The sequence below is a fragment of the Pseudomonas ceruminis genome (assembly GCF_021602025.1).
Taxonomy (GTDB): Bacteria; Pseudomonadota; Gammaproteobacteria; order Pseudomonadales; family Pseudomonadaceae; genus Aquipseudomonas; species Aquipseudomonas ceruminis.
In genome coordinates this window covers 32,895-53,274 of the sequence record NZ_BQHW01000011.1, presented here as the reverse complement: position 1 = coordinate 53,274, position 20,380 = coordinate 32,895, and the positions used below count along the sequence as shown (strand labels likewise).

General features: G+C 64.0%; 18 protein-coding genes. 5 read left to right on the top strand and 13 right to left on the bottom strand.

Annotated elements, in window-relative coordinates:
- The first annotated feature begins 45 nt into the window (after positions 1 to 45).
- On the top strand, positions 46 to 792 hold the full coding sequence (locus L6D80_RS14620) for an SDR family oxidoreductase (protein ID WP_054901805.1): 747 nt from the start codon (positions 46 to 48) through the stop codon (positions 790 to 792).
- A gap of 10 nt (positions 793 to 802) precedes the next feature.
- On the opposite strand, the gene L6D80_RS14615 is transcribed toward L6D80_RS14620, so the two are convergent.
- The 4 genes from L6D80_RS14615 to L6D80_RS14600 form a co-directional block, all read right to left on the bottom strand.
- Entirely contained in the window at positions 803 to 2,875 is a 2,073-nt protein-coding gene (locus tag L6D80_RS14615; RefSeq protein ID WP_176512674.1) for a PAS domain-containing protein, read from the bottom strand.
- A gap of 63 nt (positions 2,876 to 2,938) precedes the next feature.
- Positions 2,939 to 4,348 carry a GntR family transcriptional regulator MpaR gene (mapR, locus tag L6D80_RS14610; RefSeq protein WP_176512673.1) on the bottom strand — a complete coding sequence of 470 codons (1,410 nt, stop codon included), beginning with the start codon at positions 4,346 to 4,348 and terminating at the stop codon, positions 2,939 to 2,941.
- Positions 4,349 to 4,387: 39 nt separating this feature from the next.
- The gene (ccoG, locus tag L6D80_RS14605; protein ID WP_176512672.1) at positions 4,388 to 5,776 is read right to left on the bottom strand and encodes a cytochrome c oxidase accessory protein CcoG; all 1,389 of its coding nucleotides are present in this window, start codon (positions 5,774 to 5,776) and stop codon (positions 4,388 to 4,390) included.
- Between the two features lie 122 nt (positions 5,777 to 5,898).
- Positions 5,899 to 6,138, bottom strand: coding sequence for a DUF3203 family protein (locus tag L6D80_RS14600; RefSeq protein WP_054901809.1), 240 nt, complete (start codon positions 6,136 to 6,138; stop codon positions 5,899 to 5,901).
- A 146-nt stretch (positions 6,139 to 6,284) separates the two neighbouring features.
- Between L6D80_RS14600 and L6D80_RS14595 the strand changes: the two genes are divergently transcribed.
- Entirely contained in the window at positions 6,285 to 6,803 is a 519-nt protein-coding gene (locus L6D80_RS14595; RefSeq protein WP_054901810.1) for an MgtC/SapB family protein, read from the top strand.
- 533 nt (positions 6,804 to 7,336) lie between these two features.
- Here the strand turns inward: L6D80_RS14595 and L6D80_RS14590 are convergent.
- From L6D80_RS14590 to L6D80_RS14580, 3 genes are all read right to left on the bottom strand, one after another.
- Positions 7,337 to 8,236, bottom strand: coding sequence for a hydroxymethylglutaryl-CoA lyase (locus L6D80_RS14590; RefSeq protein ID WP_176512671.1), 900 nt, complete (start codon positions 8,234 to 8,236; stop codon positions 7,337 to 7,339).
- Between the two features lie 20 nt (positions 8,237 to 8,256).
- Complete coding sequence (locus tag L6D80_RS14585; protein ID WP_054901812.1) at positions 8,257 to 8,655, bottom strand: MerR family transcriptional regulator; 399 nt, start codon at positions 8,653 to 8,655, stop codon at positions 8,257 to 8,259.
- A gap of 121 nt (positions 8,656 to 8,776) precedes the next feature.
- Positions 8,777 to 9,655, bottom strand: coding sequence for a helix-turn-helix domain-containing protein (locus L6D80_RS14580; protein WP_054901813.1), 879 nt, complete (start codon positions 9,653 to 9,655; stop codon positions 8,777 to 8,779).
- 130 nt (positions 9,656 to 9,785) lie between these two features.
- Between L6D80_RS14580 and pobA the strand changes: the two genes are divergently transcribed.
- The 3 genes from pobA (at position 9,786) to L6D80_RS14565 (ending at position 13,784) form a co-directional block, all read left to right on the top strand.
- On the top strand, positions 9,786 to 10,973 hold the full coding sequence (gene pobA / locus L6D80_RS14575; protein WP_054901814.1) for a 4-hydroxybenzoate 3-monooxygenase: 1,188 nt from the start codon (positions 9,786 to 9,788) through the stop codon (positions 10,971 to 10,973).
- A gap of 94 nt (positions 10,974 to 11,067) precedes the next feature.
- Complete coding sequence (gene ggt / locus L6D80_RS14570; protein ID WP_176512670.1) at positions 11,068 to 12,858, top strand: gamma-glutamyltransferase; 1,791 nt, start codon at positions 11,068 to 11,070, stop codon at positions 12,856 to 12,858.
- A gap of 44 nt (positions 12,859 to 12,902) precedes the next feature.
- Positions 12,903 to 13,784, top strand: coding sequence for a LysR substrate-binding domain-containing protein (locus tag L6D80_RS14565; RefSeq protein WP_176512669.1), 882 nt, complete (start codon positions 12,903 to 12,905; stop codon positions 13,782 to 13,784).
- A 50-nt stretch (positions 13,785 to 13,834) separates the two neighbouring features.
- On the opposite strand, the gene dctM is transcribed toward L6D80_RS14565, so the two are convergent.
- The 6 genes from dctM to L6D80_RS14535 form a co-directional block, all read right to left on the bottom strand.
- A complete protein-coding gene (gene dctM / locus L6D80_RS14560) occupies positions 13,835 to 15,118 on the bottom strand; it encodes a C4-dicarboxylate TRAP transporter large permease protein DctM (RefSeq protein WP_054901817.1) in 1,284 nt (427 codons plus the stop codon).
- Positions 15,118 to 15,750, bottom strand: coding sequence for a TRAP transporter small permease (locus L6D80_RS14555; RefSeq protein WP_054901818.1), 633 nt, complete (start codon positions 15,748 to 15,750; stop codon positions 15,118 to 15,120). The genes dctM and L6D80_RS14555 overlap by 1 nt, the downstream gene beginning before the upstream one ends.
- Positions 15,751 to 15,820: 70 nt before the next feature.
- Positions 15,821 to 16,819, bottom strand: a complete 999-nt coding sequence (locus tag L6D80_RS14550; RefSeq protein ID WP_176512668.1) for a TRAP transporter substrate-binding protein — start codon at positions 16,817 to 16,819, stop codon at positions 15,821 to 15,823.
- Between the two features lie 173 nt (positions 16,820 to 16,992).
- Positions 16,993 to 17,811 (bottom strand): HpcH/HpaI aldolase/citrate lyase family protein, encoded by an 819-nt coding sequence (locus L6D80_RS14545; protein ID WP_176512667.1) that lies wholly within the window; start codon positions 17,809 to 17,811, stop codon positions 16,993 to 16,995.
- Positions 17,808 to 19,007 carry a CaiB/BaiF CoA transferase family protein gene (locus tag L6D80_RS14540; protein WP_176512666.1) on the bottom strand — a complete coding sequence of 400 codons (1,200 nt, stop codon included), beginning with the start codon at positions 19,005 to 19,007 and terminating at the stop codon, positions 17,808 to 17,810. The genes L6D80_RS14545 and L6D80_RS14540 overlap by 4 nt, the downstream gene beginning before the upstream one ends.
- A gap of 17 nt (positions 19,008 to 19,024) precedes the next feature.
- On the bottom strand, positions 19,025 to 20,374 hold the full coding sequence (locus L6D80_RS14535; protein WP_176512665.1) for an MmgE/PrpD family protein: 1,350 nt from the start codon (positions 20,372 to 20,374) through the stop codon (positions 19,025 to 19,027).
- Positions 20,375 to 20,380 lie beyond the last annotated feature (6 nt).

Below are 20,380 nucleotides of genomic sequence, written 5' to 3'. Positions count from 1 at the left end.
TTTCCCCTATTGTCGATCTTTCCTTACCAGGCAATCGGCAGATCCATGGAGAAAGTCATCGTCATCACGGGTGCCAGCCGTGGCATTGGCGCCGCCACTGCGTTGCTGGCTGCACAGCAGGGCTACCGCATCTGTATCAACTACCACGCCGACGATCAGGCCGCGCAAAGCATTCTCGCCCAGGCCCGTGCACTGGGCGCTGAAGCCATCAGCGTGCGCGCCGACGCCAGTGTCGAGGATGAGGTGATTCAGCTGTTCCACCGCGTCGACCAGGAACTCGGCCCGGTCACCGCGCTGGTCAATAATGCCGGCACCATCGGCCAGCAGAGTCGCGTCGAGGACATGTCGGAGTTTCGCCTGCTCAAGGTGATGAAGACTAACGTGGTCGGCCCGATGCTGTGCGCCAAGCACGCGCTGCTGCGCATGGCCCACCGCCATGGCGGCCAAGGCGGGGCCATCGTCAATGTGTCTTCGGTTGCCGCCCGCCTGGGCTCACCCAACGAATACGTCGATTACGCCGCGTCCAAGGGCGCCCTCGATACGTTTACCCTGGGCCTGGCCAAGGAAGTGGCAGCAGAGGGCGTGCGGGTCAATGGGGTGCGTCCCGGTTACATTCATACCGGCTTCCATGCCCTGTCCGGCGACCCGGACCGCGTGAGCAAGCTCGAGCCCGGCCTGCCCATGGGCCGTGGTGGTTACCCTGAAGAGGTCGCCGAAGCGATCCTCTGGTTGTTGTCGGAAAAGGCGTCTTACTCCACCGGCAGTTTCATCGATTTGGGCGGCGGCCGCTGAATGCTGCCCGTCAGGGCAGCTCGTCCAGCAGCTGGCGTACGCGCTCGGCCAATGCTTCGAGTTCGAAGGGTTTGGTCAACACCTGGGTGCCTGGCGGCAGCTCGCCATCGCTCAGCGCCGCCGTTTCATCGTACCCCGTCATGAACAGTACCCGCAGGCCGGGGTACTTCAGCCGGCACTGTTCCGCTACCTGGCGGCCATTGAGGCCACCGGGCAGGCCGATGTCGCTGAGCAGCAGGTCCGGCCGCGCAGCATTGGCCAGGTGGGCCAGGGCCGCAGGGCCGTTGTCGAAGGCCTCGACTTGATAGCCCAGCTCTTCGAGCACTTCACCGACCACCAGGCGCAACGCTGCCTGGTCTTCGACCAGCAAGATGCGTTGCCCGCTCGCGTGGCTGCTCTGCAGCGACGTACGCTCAGGCTCGCAGGCGCTCGCTTCAACCGATTGGTGATGACGCGGCAGGTACAACTCTACCCGCGTCCCGTGGCCGGGGGACGAAAGCAAGCGCACGTGGCCACCGGACTGGCGCACGAAACCGTAGGTCATCGATAGCCCAAGGCCAGTGCCTTGGCCCATGGGTTTGGTGGAAAAGAACGGGTCGAAGGCGCGCGCCGCTACTTCTGCACTCATGCCGGTGCCGTTGTCGACCACCCGCAGGCACACATAGTCCCCGGCGGGCAGCTCCAGCTGCCGTGCATGGTCACTGTCGAGGACGAGGTTTTCACCTTCGATGTCGATCGCGCCCCCTTCCGGCATCGCGTCGCGGGCGTTGATGCACAGGTTGAGCAGGGCGCTTTCCAGTTGGGGTGGGTCGATGAAGGTCGGCCACAGCGGCGTGGTGAAGTGGCTGCGCAAGGCAATGCCTGGGCCAATGGTGCGGCGAATCAACTCCTCCATGCCCCTCACCAGCGTTGTGACCTGGGTGGCGTGGGGCTGCAAGGTTTGCTGACGCGAGAACGCCAGTAACCGATGCACCAGCAACGAGGCCCGCTTGGCCGAGCTGCTGGAGAGCTCCAGCAGCGGGTCAAGATCGTTGTAGCGTTTTTGGCCCAAGCGCTGACGCATCAATTGCTGGGCGTTGAGGATGCTGGCGAGCAGATTGTTGAAGTCGTGGGCGATGCCGCCGGTGAGCTGGCCGACGGCCTCCATTTTCTGCGCCTGGATCAATGCCTGTTCGGCCTTGGCCAGGCGTTGCTGTTCCTGCACCCGGTCACTGATGTCGTAGGCGAACAGATAGGCACCTTGCAGGTTACCGTCAGGGTCACGCAGGGCATTGAAGCGCAATTCGAAGTGGCGTTTGTCCGGCGCCAGGCCAAATGCCGCCACTTCGGTGAACTGCTCGCCGGCCAGCGCACGTTGCCACAAGGCCAGGATTAGCTCGCTGTCAGAAGCGATGGCACCCATCAATGTTGGTAGGTGCTCGCCGATTTCGGGCATGCGCCCGTACAGTGAATGAAACACTTGCCTGGCCTGGCGATTGACCGCCAACCAGCGCATGTGGGTATCGAGGACATGGACGTTGAACACACTGTGATCGACCAGCTCGGCGAACAGCCTGCGTTCGGCCAGGGCCTCGCTGACCCGCTGCTCAAGGTCTTCATTGAGCTGCTGCAGCGCATGCTCGGTCCTGCGGCCTTCGGTGACATCCTTGAACAGCACCGCCACCTGGCGGCGCTCCGGCGGCTCGACGCGAAAACTTGAAATGGCCAGCACACGGCCGGTGGCAATCAGTTCCTGCTCGAACTGCAAGGGCTCACCGGTGCGCAGTACGGCACCGTAGCGGGCTACCCAGTCGTCGGCCTCGTCGGGCACCATCTCGCGCACGCTCTGCCCGACCACATTGGCGATCCCGGCGTGCCTGGCATACGCAGCGTTGGCCAACACATGCACGTAGTCACTGAGCGGGCCGTGCGGGCCGTCGCAGAACTCGATGATGCAGAAGCCTTCGTCCATGGTGTCGAACAGAAAGCGAAACAGATCGCCCCCCATTGCCTGCTGCTGTGCCAGGGTCGTTTCGAGCTCGGCATTGCGCGTTTGCAGCTCTTGGAGCTGCTGACGCAGGTGAAGCAGTTCGCGTTGCGGCATCGGGGCTTCCGGGCTTGCGCTGAAGGGCATTGTGCAACTTTAGCCTGCCCAGCCAGGCGTCGGCTAGAACGATCGCACAATGCGCCCGAGGGTTTCCATGGCCCGTTCGGCATCGTCATGCCAGGGGCTGCCGTAGTTCAGCCGGATACAGTTACCAAAGCGGCGAGTGGGCGAGAAGATCGGCCCTGGGGCGATGCTGATGCCCTGCGCCAGCGCCATGTGGAACAGTTTCAGGGCGTCCATCTGCTCGGGCAGTTCCAGCCACAGGAAGTAGCCCCCGGCCGGTTGGCTGACCCGGGTCTGTGCCGGGAAATGCCGGGCGATGGCAGCGAGCATGTTGGCCTGCTGGCCTTCCAGGGCGTAGCGCAGCTTGCGCAAATGGCGGTCGTAGCCGCCGTGTTGCAGGTAATCGGCGATGGCCGCCTGGGCGGGCATCGAGGCGCACAGCGAGGTCATCAGCTTGAGCCGCTCGATTTTCTGCGCAAAGCGCCCGGCAGCGACCCAGCCGATGCGGTAGCCGGGCGCCAGGCTCTTGGCGAACGAACCACAGTGCATCACCAGGCCCTGGGTGTCGAAGGCCTTGGCCGGTTTGGGCGCCTGTTGCGAGTAATACAGCTCGGCGTAGACATCGTCCTCGATCAACGGCACCTGGTGGCGCTGCAGCAGTTCGACCAGCGCCTGTTTCTTGGCTTCGGGCATGCTGGCGCCCACTGGGTTCTGGAAGTTAGTCATGCACCACACCGCCTTGACCGGGTGCTTCTCCAGGGTTTGCGCCAAGACCCCCAGGTCCATGCCTTCGCGGGGGTGAACCGGAATTTCCACCGCCTTGAGCTTGAGCCGTTCCAGCACCTGCAGGCAGGCGTAGAAGGCCGGCGCCTCGATCGCCACCAGGTCGCCCGGTTCGGTCACTGCCTGCAGGCACAGGTTCAACGCCTCCAGCGCACCGTTGGTGATCAGCAGCTCTTCCATGGGCAGCATCAGCCCGCCGACCATGTAACGCAGGGCGATCTGCCGGCGTAGCTGCGGGTTGCCAGGCGACAGATCAGTCACCACCATGCGCGGGTCCATCGCCCGGCTGGCGCTGGCCAGCGAACGCGACAGACGCTGCAGCGGGAACAGCTCCGGGCTTGGGAAGGCCGAGCCGAACGGCACGGTGTTCGGGTCCTTGATCGACTCGAGGATGGAAAACACCAGCGCGCTGACATCCACATCGGTCGATTCGCTCAGCGGCTCCAACGCCTGCGGCTCCTTGAACTGGCGCGGCGCATGGGCGTTGACGAAGTAGCCCGAGCGCGGCCGTGCGCGTATGAGCCCGCGGCGCTCGAGCAGGTAGTAGGCCTGGAACACGGTCGACGGGCTGACCCCGTGGGTCTGGCTGGCGTAGCGCACTGAGGGTACGCGCTGGCCGGGCCCGAGCACCCCGGAGCGGATCAGTTCGGCAATGTCGTCGGCGAAGCGTTCGTAGCGTTTCATGTTGGCTCGGCAAGCAAGGTGAACAGTCAGTGTAAGGGATCAGCGGTTGACCGGTGCCACGAAGCGGGTGTGAGCCACGCTGCGCACGGCCGGTTGGTCGCTGTCCTGTATTTCGAAAGCCAGGTCCTGCGAACTGCTGGTCGGGCGCTCGGCGAGCATGGCCACCGACACCGGTAGCTCGCTCATCTCTCCGGCCGGGATGACCAGTTCGGTTTTGCCCTGCAGCGCGAACCCGTCGGCGTCCAGCAGCCGCAGGTGATAACGCTGGCTCTGCGAGGTCTTGTTGATGACCTTGAGCAGGTAAATGTTCTCGACCTGGCCCTGGGCATTCTCGCGGAACAGGCCGCGGTCCTTGAGCACGTCCAGCGACACCATCGGGCGCATCTGCAAGGCTGCGACCAGGGCCGCCAGCATGATCAGCAAGGCGACGGCGTAGCCTACAAGGCGAGGGCGCAGCCAGTGCGTGGTGCCGCCTTGCAGGCTGTGTTCGGACTTGTAACCGATCAGGCCGCGCGGGTAACCCATCTTGCCCATGACGTTGTCGCAGGCGTCGATACAGGCCGCGCAACCGATGCAGGCCATCTGCAGGCCCTCGCGAATATCGATGCCGGTGGGGCAGACCTGCACGCACAGGGTGCAGTCGATGCAATCGCCCAGGCCTTGCGCCTGGGGGTCGCTACCTTTCTTGCGCGGGCCGCGTGTTTCGCCCCGGCGCGGGTCGTAGGCAACGGCCAGGGTGTCCTTGTCGAACATCACGCTCTGAAAGCGCGCATAGGGGCACATGTGCAGGCACACTGCCTCGCGTAGCCAGCCGGCATTGAGGTAGGTGGCGGCGGTGAAGAAGACGACCCAGAACAGCGCAACGCCGCTCAGTTGCAGGCTGAACAGCTCTAGGGCCAGCGCACGGATCGGCGTGAAGTAACCGACGAAGGTCAGGCCGGTGACCACGGCGATCGCCAGCCACAGGCCGTGCTTGAGTACGCGACGGGCCAGCTTGTTCAGGCTCCAGGGGGCCGCGGCGAGCTTGATACGCTGGTTGCGATCACCCTCGGTGACCTTTTCGCACCACATGAACAGCCACGTCCAGACGCTTTGCGGGCAGCTGTAACCACACCACACACGGCCGGCATACACGGTGCTGGCAAACAAACCGAAAGCGCCGATGATCAGCAGCGCTGACAGAAGGATGAAGTCCTGTGGCCAGAAGGTGGCCCCAAAGATGTGGAATTTGCTGCTGGATAGGTCCCAGAGCACAGCCTGGCGGCCGTTCCAGTCGAGCCAGGCGGTGCCGAAGAACAGAACGAACAGTGCACCTGCAAAACCGATGCGCAGGTTGCGGTACAGGCCCGTGAAGCTTCGGGTATGGATACCGCTGACGGTAGTCGGCTTGGCGGCGGCCAGGTCGATGGCTTGAATTCTGTCGTTCATGGCGTCGGTGCTCTGTTGGCCTCGATCAGGCCTGAGCACTATGGCCCCCGAGCTGTTTTCAGCACAGGCTCAGGTTGCGCGATAAAAACCGTATCAGATTGCCGGCAATGGCCGTTGACCCCTTAGATTACGGAGCCTGGAACGCTGGCCTTCAGATGCCTGCGGCTATCCACCGCACCGGCAACCGTCAACGCGTCAGCCTCGGTTTCAGTGATAGGAACACGCTGACCGGCCAACAGCGCCACAGACATGTGCAATTGCTCGTCCGTCACGATTTCGATCGCCGAGCCTTCGCCTTCAAGGCGCAGGTCAGCGCTGATCAGGGTGCAACGGCGGGTGCTTTGATCAATTTCCACTGGCATGGGAGGGTCCTCCAGGTTGCAGTTACACGTGTGACCGCGCGTCGTGGAGGGTTGCTGCATCGTTCCGCCGGGCGGGCACTTTGCGGGCAGTGCAGAGGTCAATCTTCACAGGCAGCACACTATTGCTCTGGCCTGGAAGCGCATCAATGGACCTTATCTGGCAAACCCTGCAAGCAGAATTCGCCGACCTTACCGATGCAGGCGAAGTCACCCGTGTTCTCCTGCGCCTGCTGATGGCGGCGGTGCTCGGCGCCGTGCTGGGGTTCGAGCGCGAGCACAAAGGCAAATCCGCCGGTGTGCGCACGCACATGCTGGTGTCGATGGGCGCGGCGCTGTTCGTGCTGGCCCCCAGCATGGCCGGTGCCGATGAGCAGGCTTTGAGCCGCGTGATCCAGGGTATCGTCGCCGGTATCGGGTTTCTCGGTGCGGGCACCATCCTCAAGGGTAATGGCCAGGACACCAGCCATGTCAAAGGCCTGACCACCGCGGCGGGGTTGTGGATGACCGCTGCCATTGGCACGGCCGCAGGCATGGGGCGTGAAGCCACGGCGCTGATCAGCACCCTGCTGGCGTTGCTGGTGCTGGCGACGATGCCGTTGGTGGTGGAGAAGGTCGAGGGGCAGGACGAGGAGAAACAGAAGGAGGAGGAGGGCAGGAAGCACTGAGGGGAGCCGAAGCTCCCCTCAAAGCGTTGTTGCCTGCTCTTTTCTTATTATTGAAGACTGGCCTTTTGTTGTTTTTGTCAGCCTGTCCTGGTGTTGCGAGCGACCCCCATCCGGGGTCAAGAGCAAACGTATTTTTTTGAGCGCTGACCTGCTTTCATCCTGAAGATCCGATTCTGGCTGTTGCTGCCTCGAGGCAGTTTTATTGTTCTGTGCCAGCTCGCGGGGCGAACCCCTGAAAAGCGTGTCGACTCCAAAAAAATCTGCTTGCTACGCCTCTGCCGTGTTGTTCTTGTTATGTCAGAGCCGTTACCTGTTGTTTTTATTGGGTGTCACATTTTTTGTTGTTGTTGTACGAAAGATATAGCAGGTGCCGTGCCAACTTTTGAAATTCCTTTAAAATCAATGGCTTGGTCATGAAGGCAAAAATCTCGTGCCCTGAAATTCTGTCGATTTGTTTCCCTGTTACCCGATTTTTTGCTGGCGGCTGTGGGGGCGGTAACACTCCACCCACAGGCCTGTGACAACCGTGTGAATCACTGCGCACTGCGAGCCCGCGCCACCCGCGAGCCATTGGCACGGCCCAGCACGCTGCTGATGCGCTGCCCAGCAGCGATCAGGCGGTCGAGGTCGATGCCGGTTTCAATGCCCAGCCCCTGCAGCAGGTACACCACATCTTCGCTGGCAATGTTGCCGGTGGCGCCCTTGGCATACGGGCAACCGCCCAGCCCTGCGACCGAGCTGTCGAACACGCTGATGCCTTCGAGCAGGCTGGCATACACATTGGCCAGCGCCTGGCCATAGGTATCGTGGAAGTGGCCGGCCAACTGTGCGCGTGGCACCTGCGCCGATACCACTTCGAACAACCGCCGGGTGTCACCGGCGGTACCGGTGCCGATGGTGTCACCCAGCGAAACCTCGTAGCAGCCCATGTCATGCAGGGCCTTGGCCACCGGGGCGACCTGTTCGGCGCTGACCTTGCCCTCGTAGGGGCAGCCGAGCACACAGGAAACGTAACCGCGAACGCGCACACCGTGGCTGCGGGCGGCCGCCATGATCGGCTCGAAGCGTGTGAGGCTCTCGGCGATGGAGCAATTGATGTTGCGTTGGGAAAACGCCTCGGAGGCCGCGGCGAACACGGCGACTTCCTTCACCCCGGCCGCCAGCGCGTCCTCGAAACCGCGCAAGTTGGGCGCCAGGGCGGCGTAGGTCACACCCGGGCGCTGATGGATGCCGGCGAACACCTCGGCAGAGCCGGCCATCTGCGGCACCCACTTGGGCGAGACGAAACTGCCGACTTCGATATAGGCCAGGCCAGCGGCGGTGAGGTCATCGACCAACTGCACCTTGTCGGCCACGCTGATGGGCTGGGCTTCGTTCTGCAGGCCGTCGCGGGGGCCGACTTCGACCAGGCGGACTTTTTCGGGCATGGACATGGCGGGGTTCCTGTGGCGGGTCAACGGTTGTCGTTATTGTTCAAGGTGGTGGCCAGGGCCTGTTCGCAGCGTTCCTGGGCCGTATCGAGCTCCAGTTGCATCTGGTGGATGTCGAGCATCTGCTGTTCGAGTTGGGCGCGGCGCTCGGCGATTTTCGCCAGCATGCTGTTGAGCTGCTTGAGGTTGCCGCTGGTAGGGTCGTACAGCTCAATCAGTTCACGGCATTCGGCAAGGGAAAAGCCGATGCGCTTGCCACGCAGAATAAGCTTCAGGCTGACCTTGTCGCGGGCCGAGTAGATGCGTTCCAGGCCACGGCGCTCGGGGCTGAGCAAGCCCTGCTCCTCGTAAAAGCGGATGGCGCGGGTGGTGATGTCCAGCTCACGGGACAGGTCGGAGATGCTGTAGGTCTGGCTGCTCATGCTTGGGCTCGGCAAGGGGTATGGCGGTATCCTGAATGCAGGTTGACGTAAACGTCAAGCAGGGCGGCAGGGCTGTGTCGATTTTGCAGCCGAGAACAGACCGGGCCAGGCCGCGCGCCCCTCAATCAGGTTGCACCGAGCGGCGATACGCTTTGGGCGTCTGCCCGCTCAAACGCTTGAAGAACCGCGCAAAATACGTTGGGTCCGTGAACCCCAGGTTGTCCGACAATTGCCCGATGCTCATGCGTGTGTAGCGCAAATTGCGCCGTGCCTCCAGCAGCAGGCGCTGATGCACCACCTGCAGGGCAGTCTGCCCGCTCAACGCGCGGCACAGTTGGTTGAGGTGCAGGCTGGGGATTTGCAGCCGTGCGGCAAACGCCTCCACTGACAGGTGCTCGCGAAAATGCGCCTCGACCAGGCGCAGGTATTGCCCAAGCAACTGGCGGTCACGTTCGTCACGGTTGCGCGGTGGCTGGCCCAGTAGCTGACGGCGGCTGATCCACACCATCAGCGCCGTCACCAGAGCGTCGAGCAGAGGCGCCCGTGACGGCGCGTTGCCCTGGTATTCCTGCTGCAGCGTCTCGATCAGGTTGCGCAGGCGCACGCGGTCCTTGCCCAGTGGGTAACAGCCAGCCTTGGCCAACACACCCAGCGGAGCACCCAGGCGCTGTTCCAGGTCGGCCACCAGCGCGGTGCCAAAGGTCAGCACATGCCCCTGAATGTCGGCGCTGAAGCGAAAGCCATGCACCGTCAGTGGGGGCACCACCTGGATGGCCGCTTCGTCAATGGCGCTGCGCACGCCTTCGATCTCCACCTGGGCCTGGCCACGCTGCACGTACAGCAGCTGGAACAGCTCAGCGTGCTGGTGCGGCTTGATCTCCCAGTGGTGCAGGCGGCTGCGCGCCGGGATCGGTTCGCAGTGCAGCAGGTCGGTGCCGGGCCAGGCGTGGTTCTCACCGTACAACTGGAACAACGGGACGCCGGGGAGCGTGGATTTCATGGTGAAAAGCCCTGTCCGCTAATCGAACGATTTTTGTAAAAGTGCAGGTTTTGCATGGGATAGCACACATATTCGGCAAATTTACCCAGTAAAAATGCAGGTGCAAACCCAATAGTGCGAGACAACAACAATGAAAACTCAGGTTGCAATCATCGGTGCCGGCCCGTCGGGCCTGTTGCTTGGCCAATTGCTGGACAGGGCCGGCATCGACACGGTCATCCTCGAGCGCCAGACCCCCGATTACGTCCTCGGCCGAATCCGTGCCGGTGTGCTCGAGCAAGGCACCGTCGAGCTGTTGCGCGAGGCCGGTGTGGGCGAACGGATGGACCGCGAAGGGTTGGTTCACGAAGGCGTCGAACTGCTGGTCGGTGGCCGCCGCCAACGCCTGGACCTCAAGGGGCTCACCGGCGGCAAGACGGTCATGGTCTACGGCCAGACCGAGGTCACCCGGGACCTGATGCAGGCACGCCAGGCCAGCGGCGCGCCTATCATCTATTCGGCCTGCAATGTGCAGCCCCACGAACTCAAGGGCGAGCGGCCGTACCTGACGTTCGACAAGGATGGCCAGACCCATCGCCTGGACTGCGACTACATCGCCGGTTGCGATGGCTTCCACGGGGTTTCCCGGCAAAGCATTCCAGAAGGTGTGCTCAAACACTACGAGCGGGTGTACCCGTTCGGCTGGCTGGGCCTGTTGGCCGATACCCCGCCAGTCAACCATGAGCTGATCTATGCCCACCATGAGCGGGGTTTCGTGCTGTGCAGCCAACGCTCGCAAACACGCAGCCGCTATTACCTGCAGGTGCCGTTGCAAGCACGTGTGGAGGACTGGCCCGATGAGCGTTTCTGGACTGAGCTCAAGGCCCGCCTGCCCGCCGATGTGGCGGCGCGCCTGGTCACTGGTCCTGCCCTGGAAAAGAGTATCGCCCCACTGCGTAGCCAGGTGGTCGAACCCATGCAGTACGGGCACCTGTTCCTGGTCGGCGATGCCGCGCACATCGTCCCGCCCACTGGCGCCAAGGGCCTCAACCTGGCGGCGTCGGATGTCAACTACCTGTACCGGATCCTGCTCAAGGTATACCGCGAAGGGCGTACCGATCTGTTGCAGCAATACTCGCCACTGGCCCTGCGCCGGGTATGGAAGGGTGAGCGCTTCAGCTGGTTCATGACGCAACTGCTGCATGACTTTGGTGGGCACAAGGATGCCTGGGACCAGAAGATGCAGGAAGCAGACCGCGAGTATTTCCTGACGTCGACGGCCGGGTTGGTGAACATTGCCGAGAACTATGTGGGGTTGCCCTTCGAGGAGGTAGCCTGAGGTGCGCGCCTGGCGAAAGGTCGCCAAGGCTTGAAGTCAGGCGTGGGGATGGCGGACAGTGCGCTGCTCGATAGCTGAAGCAGGAAGCGTACCGATGACTGTCCCAACTCACCTGATTGGCGCCCTGTGCCTGGCCGCAGCCAGTAGCTGGGCCTGGGCCGACCAAGCGCTGCCTGCGCCGCCTGAGCTTGCCTCCGGCTACCGCAGCGGCTTGCAACCGGTGCAGGCCAGCCGGCACATGGTCGCCGCCGCCAACCCGCTGGCGAGCGAGGCCGGGCGGGCGATGCTGCGCGCCGGGGGCAGTGCCATCGATGCGGCAATCGCCATGCAGATGGTGCTCACCCTGGTCGAGCCGCAATCGAGTGGCATCGGCGGGGGCGGGTTCATCCTGTACTGGGATGGCCATCGTGTGCAGGCCTTCGATGGCCGGGAAACGGCCCCGGCGGCGGTGACCGAAGCCCTGTTTCTGCAACCGGACGGTTCCCCGATGCCGTTCCGGGACGCACAGATTGGCGGGCGTTCGGTGGGCGTTCCTGGGGTTTTGCGTGCCTTGAAGCTGGCGCACGACCAGCATGGCAAGCTGGCGTGGCGTGAGCTGTTCGCGCCAGCCATCGCCCTGGCGCGCAACGGTTTCCCGGTGTCCGAGCGCTTGCACACCTTGTTGGCCGCTGACCCTTTCATTGCCCGTTCGCCCGCCATGGCCCGGTACTTTCTGGATGCCCAGGGCCAGCCGCTGGCGGTCGGCACGCGGCTGCGCAATCCCGAGCTTGCACAGGTCCTTGAAGACATTGCCGAGCAAGGGGTAGAGGCCTTCTACACCGGTGAGATCGCCGAGGCCATCGTCGCCCAGGTGCGCGCGCACGCCAATGCCGGGCAGTTGTCGCTGCAGGACTTGCGCCAGTACCAGGCCAAGGAGCGCACCCCGGTGTGCGGCCCGTACAAAGCCTGGCAGGTTTGTGGCATGCCACCGCCGTCCTCGGGTGGGGTGACGGTGTTGCAGACGTTGGGCATCCTTGAAGCGGTGCAGCGTGGCGCAGCGCAACGCGACCTGGCAACCCAGTTGCCGCGCCAGGCACCCTCCGTAGCAGGCCTGGAACCCACCCCGCTGGCGGTCCATCTGCTGGCCGAGGCTGAACGGCTGGCCTACGCCGACCGCGCCCAGTACCTGGCCGACGACGACTATGTGCCGGTTCCGGTCAAGGCATTGATTGCCCCGTCGTATCTGGCCAGTCGCGCTGTGCAGGTGCGTGACTACAGCATGAAGCGCGCCCGCCCGGGCACTCCCGAGGGGGCGAACCTGGCGCTGGCACCGGACCGTTCACCGCTGCGTATTTCCACCTCGCACCTTAGCGCCGTGGACGACAACGGCCAGGCCCTGGCCATGACCACCTCGATCGAGGCAGCATTCGGCTCGCACCTGATGGTCAAAGGCTTCCTGCTGAACAACCACCTGACCGATTTCTCGTTCATCCCGCAGGAACAGGGCAAGCCTGTGGCCAACCGTGTCGAACCAGGCAAACGGCCGCTGTCGGCGATGGCACCGACGCTGGTATTTGCACGGGACACCGGGGCGCTGGTGGCCAGCCTGGGCTCACCCGGCGGCTCTCAGATCATCGGCTATGTGAACAAGGCACTGATCGGCCTGCTGGACTGGCGGCTCGACCCGCAGCAGGCTGCCAACCTGCCCAATTTCGGTAGCCGTAACGCCGGTACCGAAGTGGAGGCCGGGCTGAGCAGTGCGGCGCTGGTCAGGCAATTGACGGCCTGGGGTCATGAGGTCACGCCGATGACCATGACCAGCGGTATGCAGATCATCCAGCGCACGGCGGCAGGTTGGTCGGGCGGGGCCGACCCCCGACGTGAAGGCGTGGCACTGGGTGACTAGCCGTGGTAGAAGACAGTCTCGCCATTTAGAAGTTGAATAACCCGATGTCCATCAGCGTGAAATCGAATAGAGCCCTGTTCGACCTCGACCTGCTGCGCGCCATTGTCGTGGTCGCCGATTGCGGCAGTTTCACCACGGCGGCAGCGCGCCTGCATTCCACCCAATCGACCATCAGCCAGAAGGTGCGGCGGCTTGAGGAGATGGTGGGCCACCGCCTGCTGGTGCGTGGCAACCGCGACGTGTTGCCCACCGATGCCGGCCAGACCTTGCTTGGCTATGCCCGCCACATGCTGGCGCTCAATGACCAGATGCTCGAAGCCCTGGCCGGCGCCATGGTCGGTGTCACGGTGCGACTAGGGGTGCCCGAGGACTTCGTCGGCGGGCGTACCACCAACGCGCTGTCGGCGTTCAGCCGCCTGCACCCTCAGGTCAAGCTGGAGGTCACCAGCGGGCTGTGCCGCGACCTCAGCCAGGCCTACGACAACGGCGAACTCGACCTGGTCTTGCTCAAGCAGCGGCGCAACAGCCGCGAGGGCGTGGCGTGCTGGCCCGAGCGCCTGCAATGGATCGACAGTGCGCGAATGCCGTCCTTCGAACTCGACCCGATCCCGCTGGTCACCTTCCCGCCCCGTGGGCTGTACCGCGAGGACATGATCAGCGCCATCGAGGGTATGGGCCGGCGCTGGCGGATCAGCTTCACCAGCTCCAGCCTCAGTGGCATTCAGGCTGCAGTGGCCGACGGCATGGGCATCAGCCTGCTGCCCCCACGGGCGGCGACCCGGGAGCATCGAGTACTGGGGCCGGAACACGGGCTGCCGCAGGTCGACAGCTACGAGATTGTGATTGTGCACCGGCCGACGGCGGACGTGATGGTCAAGGCGTTGGCCGAGGTGATGACCGAGCTGCTGGCGGGCGGAGGGATCTAGTGTGCACGGTCCTTATCGCCGGGTTGCCGGCGATAAGGATGCGCCAGGGATCATGGCATCCCTAGCCATTCTGGCAGGGCCAACGAAATGAACGGCACGTAGGTCACCAGTACCAGGAACAGCAACAGGATCGACAGCCACGGCAGCGCGGCACGAATGGTCTGCCCCAGGGTCAGGCCCGTCACCGCGGAGGTCACGAACAGGTTGAGCCCCACCGGCGGGTGCACCAGGCCGATCTCCATGTTCACCACCATCACGATCCCTAGGTGAATCGGGTCGATCCCAAGCTTCATCGCGATCGGGAAGAAGATCGGCGCCAGGATCAGGATGATCGCCGAGGGCTCCATGAAGCTGCCTGCCACCAGCAGCACCACGTTGACCATGATCAGGAAACCGATCGGCGTGAGGCCTTCGGACAGCACCCACTGGGTGATCTGTTGGGGAATCTGCTCGGTGGTCAGCACATGGGCGAAGAGCATGGCGTTGGCGATGATGAACAGCAGCATGATAGTCAGCCGCCCAGACTCCAGCAGCACCTTCGGGCAGTCGCGCAGGCGCATGTCCTTGTACACGAACAGCGCAATGAATGCCGAGTACACGGCGGCCACGGCTGCGGCCTCAGTGGGGGTGAACATGCCGCTGTAGATGCCACCCAGGATGATCACCAGCAGTAACAGCCCCCAGAATGCACGGCGGGCGGTGCTGAGCCATTCGGCAAAACTGGCACGCGGTTGCGCGGGCAGTTTCTTGATGCGGGCGACGATGTAGATCGTCACCATCAGGAACACGCCCAGCAGGATGCCCGGCACCACCCCGGCCATGAACAGCTTGCCCACCGACGTTTCGGTGGCGGCGGAGTACACCACCATGACGATCGAGGGGGGAATCAGGATGCCCAAGGTGCCGGCGTTGCAGATGATCCCGGCGCCGAACTCGCGCGGGTAGCCGGAGCGCACCATGCCCGCTACGGCAATCGAGCCCACCGCCGCAACCGTGGCCGGTGACGACCCGGACAGCGCGGCGAACAACATGCACGCCAGCACCGCGGCAATGGCCAGGCCGCCGCGGATGTGCCCGACGCAGGCGTTGGCGAAGTCGATCAGCCGTTGCGCCACGCCGCCGGTGGTCATGAACGCGCCCGACAGCAGGAAGAACGGAATGGCCAGGAAGGTATAGCTGTCGGAGGTTTCGAACAGCTTGATCGCCAGCGAGCTCAGCGAGTCCTGGCTGAACAGCAGAATCGACAATGCCCCCGACAGGCCCAGCGAGATCGCGATCGGTACGCCCAGGAACATGAACACGAACAACAACAGGAACAGGCAGATAACAGTCATCAGTGGTGCTCCTCACCTGGGTTGGCCAGCTTGCTGGCTTCGGCGGCCTCGTCGGCCAGGCCCAGGCCATACTGGCGATGGGTGAACAGGCGGTAGAGGATTTCCAGGTAACGGATGATCACCAGGGCGAAACCGAGGGGTACGATCAGCGCGATGTGGCCAACCTTGATGCCGTAGCGGTCGAGGTCTTCGGCACCGATGCCGGCGACCAGCACTGCGCTCACCCACTTGATGCTTGCCACCAGAAACAGCCCGGCGTAGGCCAGGCAGCAGGCACAGGCGACCATGGCCAGCAGCCGTTGCACCGGTTTGCGGGTACGCCGCACCAGCACGTCGACGCCGAGGTGACCGGCGGTGCGCACCCCGTAGGCAATACCGAAGAAGATCAGCCAGCCGAACAGGGCCTTGGTCAGGGCGATGCTCCAGGTCATTTCCTGGGCATAGCCCATCAGGTGGTCGCCGATGCTCAGCAGCAGGTCGCTGGCAAAGGCCCAGTGGTCACTGAGCGTGTAGAACATCGTGTAGAGGTTGTTCAGCGCCACGTAGAGGAAGGTCACCAAGGTCATGGCCGCCAGGAGGAAGGCGATCATGCCTTCCTCGAAGTGCTCCCAGACACGCCTGAGCGATTGCATAGGAATTCTCCAGACAAACAGAGGGCAGGCCACCCGTGGGGCGGGTGGCCAGGGCAGGGCGCAGGGCAGGTCAGGACGCTTTGTTGGCCGCGTCGGCAGCGTTGATCAGGTCGGCGCCGATCTGGTCAGAGAACTTCTCCCACACCGGGCGCATCGCCTCACGCCATTGCTGGCGCTGCTCAGCGGTCAGCGGGTCGATCTCGCTGGTCTTGGCATCGAGGATTTTCTGCCGGGAGGACTGGTTCAAGGCTTCGGCCTGCTTGTTCACCTCGACCGTGACCTGGTCCATGAGTGTCTGCAGTTCGCCACGTATATCCTCGGGCAGGCTGTTCCAGAACGTGGCGTTGGTGATGACCATGTAGTCGATCAGGCCGTGATTGGTTTCGGTGAAGAACGGCTGCACTTCGTTGACTTTCTGGCTCTCGTAGTTCGACCAGGTGTTCTCGGTGCCGTTGACCGTGCCGGTCTGCAGGCCCTGATAGACCTCGGCAAAACTCATCTTGCGCGGGTTGGCGCGGATCGCCTTGAACTGCTCTTCAAGCACACTGGAGGCTTGCACACGGAATTTCAGGCCGCGGGCGTCCTTGGGCAGGATCACCTTCTTGTTGGCCGACAGCTGCTTGAGGCCATTGTGCCAATAGGCCAGGCCACGGATGCCTTTGTCTTCCATCGAGGTCAGCAGCGCCTTGCCTTGCGGGCCCTGCTGGAAGCGGTCGACAGCGGCCAGGTCATCGAACAGGAACGGCAGGTCGAAGATCTGCACCTGCTTGTTGTAGTGCTCGAACTTGGCCAGCGACGGTGCCAGCATCTGTACATCGCCCAGCAGCAGCGCTTCCATTTCCTTGCCATCGCCAAACAGCGATGAGTTGGGGTAGACCTCGACTTTTACCTTGTCCTTGAGCTGAGGGTCGGCAGCCACCAGCTTTTGGAACATCAGCGCGCCCTGGCCTTTGGGCGTGCTGTCGGCCACCACATGGGCGAACTTGATGATGATCGGGTCGGCGGCCTGGGCCAGGCTGGCCATGGACACAGCAGCGGCGCAGAACAGCGCCTGGGTCAGCTTCAACATCGATGTCACCTCGGATTTATTGTTGTAGGAGGAGTGTGGGTAAAGATGGACCAACGGCCTGTGTGTGGAGAATCAGCATTTGTGTAAGGCGGCGTTCGGTTTAGCTGAACACAGGGCTGTTAATGGGCGTTGTCGGCTGCTTCATGGGTTTATCCGCGAAGCGGCCTTCGGATTCAACGCGTCTGATGCGCGAGCAGGCGCTGCGCCCGCAACAGCACCGGTGCATCGACCATCTGCCCGTCTAGCTGGAACGCTCCGGCCCCGTTCGCCGCGGCGCTGGCGTTCACCACCCGCCGTGCCCAGGCCAGCTCATCGTCGCGGGGGGCGAGCGCTGCATGGATCACCGCCACCTGTTTGGGATGAATGCACAACGCCCCGCCATAGCCCAGGTCATACGCATGCCGCATTGCCTGCTGCAGGCCTTCGGCGTCGTCGATGGCGGGGAACACGCCATCCAGGGGTGGCAGCAGGTCGGCCGCACGGGAATGCAACTGCACGGCCATGCGCGCCTGGTCGAGGAACTGCCGGGCAGCCGCACTTTCGGTGTTCAAATGCAGATCCAGCGCCAGGTCCAGGCTGCCGAACGACAGGCGCTGGACCCCTTCGGCATGGGCGATCTGCTCCAGCGCCAGCAGGCCCTTGGCACTTTCGATGATCGGCCAGAGCGGTTTGGCAATGTGTCGGGCAACCGCCACCTGGGCGGTGTTTTCGACCTTGGGCAACAGCACCCCGGCGACACCGGGCTGGCACGCGCAGAAAGCCAGGTCTGCTGCATGCTCCGGGTGCTGCGGCGCATTCACCCGCACCCACACCGCAGGCTGCGGCGCCGCTTGCAGAAAGGTCGCCAAGTTGGCGCGGGCCTGGCGCTTGAGGGGTTCTTCCACGGCATCCTCGAAATCGACGATGACGGCATCGGCACCGGCGGCCAGCGCCTTGGCAAATCGGTCCGGCCGGCTACCGGGCACGAACAGCGCGCTGCGAACAGTGCTCATACCGCACCGCTCGCGGCCAGGCGGGCCTGTTGTGCTGCACTCAAACCCAGCTCGTCGAGAATACCCTGGGTATGTTGCCCCAGCCCGGGCACGGCATCCATGCGCGGGCTGAAGGCGGCGTTGCGCCCCGGTGGCAGCAATGACGGCAGCTTGCCGGCCGGGCTGTCCACGTCGCGCCAACGGTCACGTGCCTGCAATTGGGGGTGCTGCCAGACCCCGTGCATGTCGTTGACCCGGGCGTTGGCGATCTGTGCCTCTTCAAGGCGCGCCACCACCTCGTCCAGCGACAGGCTGGCGAAGCCGTCGATGATGATCTGGCGCAGCACGTCGCGGTTTTCCGAGCGCTTGTAGTTGGCGTTGAAGCGTTCATCGCGGGTCAGTGACGGGTCGAGCAGCACCTTGTCGCAGAACAGTGCCCATTCGCGTTCGTTCTGCAGGCCGAGCATGATCGTGCCGCCACCGCCGGTGGGGAACGGCCCGTACGGGTAGATGGTCGAGTGCGCGGCACCGGCACGCGGGGGCGGTGGCGCGCCGTTGTAGGCGTAGTACATCGGATAGCCCATCCACTCCACCAGGCTTTCGAGCATTGACACATCGATACGGCTGCCGACGCCCGTCTTGTCCCGCAGCAGCAGCGCTGACAGTACGCCGGTGTAGGCATACATGCCCGCCGCGATATCGGCGATCGAGCAACCGGCCTTGGCCATGTCGGTGTCGCCTGGCCCGCCAGTTACCGAGAGAAAGCCACCCTCGCTCTGGATCAGCAGGTCATAGGCCTTTTTCTTTTCATACGGGCCACCTTCGCCATAGCCGGAGATGTCGCACACGATCAGCCGCGGGAAGCGTGCATGCAGCGCCTCGAACGACAAGCCCATACGTGCCGCGGCGCCCGGTGCGAGGTTTTGCACCAGTACGTCGGCCTTGGCCAGCAGCGCGTCGAGGATGCCGTGCGTGGCGTCCTGCTTGAGGTCCAGGGTCAGGCTTTCCTTGGAGCGGTTGGTCCATACGAAGTGCGAAGCCAGGCCGTCGACGCGCTGGTCGTAGCCACGGGCGAAGTCGCCGCTACCCGGGCGCTCGACCTTGATCACACGGGCGCCAAGGTCGGCCAGTTGGCGGGTGCAGAAGGGCGCCGCGATGGCGTGCTCCAGGCTGATGACGGTGATGCCGTCCAGTGGGCGGGGCGTTGCTTGGGTCATAAGGTCACCTGTCATCATCAGTGCAGATCGGCCAGGGAGCGGGCGTCGCGCAGTTGCCACACCCGTTCGATCAAAACCTGGCCCTGGGCCGGGCTACGGGCGCCGGCGTAGGCCAGCAGGCGCTGGAACTTGGCTTCCAGCTCGGGGCGCGAAAGGGTGTTGCCTGGGTCGCCCTTGGGGTCGTCGATGGCGGCGCTGAAGGTGCGGCCATCGGTACAGGTCACCTCGACACGGCCCAGCCAGCGGGCGGGGTAGGCGGCGTCGACTTCGGCGTCCAGTTGCATTTGCACCTTGTCGCGAAAGCGCGCCACCCGTGGGTCGGTCAGGGCCAGGTCGCGGAATTCCAGCAGTTGTGCGCTGCCATGCACAGCGATCAGGCCAAGCACCGTGCCCATGGAGAATTTGGCCTGATGCACGGTGGCTGGGGTGGTGACCCGGCCGAGCACATCGATGGCGCCCTGGTGCACGCGGGTGACGACCCGGGCGATCTGTGCATGGTCCAGCCCCTCACGCTGCATAAGGTGCAGCAGGGCATCGGCGGCGGGGTGGGTATGGCGGCAGGAGGCGTGGTACTTGAACGAAGTTTCAACCAGCGCCCAGCGCGTGCCCAGGCGGTCGCTCAGGCGTGCCGGGTCGGCATCGCTGGACATGCCTGCGGCCAGGCCTTGTTCGCCTTCGAGGATGTTGCGCGCGCCGGTCAGGCCATCGGCAGTCAGGTAGGCGGCCAGCAGGCCATCGGCAGCCGCCTTGGCGGTGTGCAACTGTTTGGAATCGGCGGCGTCGCGCAGGAACTCCCACAACCCGGCAGCCTGGGTGCCGGCACTGCCTAGCAGGTTGATGAACTGCGCCCGGTCGAAGCCCAGCAGCTTGCCCACCGCAACTGCTGCAGCCAGGGTGCCGACGGTGGCGGTGGTGTGGAAGATGCGGTAATGCGAGCGGCCAAGAAACTCGCCGATGCGAATACCCGCCTCGTAGCCGGCCACGGCCGCCAGCAGCAAGTCCTGCCCAGACTTGCCCAGGTCCTGGGCCGCGGCCAGCGCTGCGGAAAACACCACAGTGGCCGGGTGCAACACCGAGCTGTTGTGCAGGTCGTCCTGCTCGACCAGGTGCGAGGCGGCGCCGTTGACCAGGGCGGCAAAGTACGGCGAGGAGCTGCGCCCGCTGGTCAGCACCCGAGCCATGCCTTGGGCCGGGCCCATGCGTTGTGCGTAGCGCTCGAACAGCGGAATCGGGTGTGCCCCCTGGCTGGCCAGGGCCGAGCCGAGCCAGTCGAGGAACAGGTCTTCGGTACGGTCCAGCACATGGCGGGGCACCTGGGCGTAGTGCAGGTCGGCGAGGAAGGTGGCCAGGGCCTGGGTATGGTGCATGGTCAG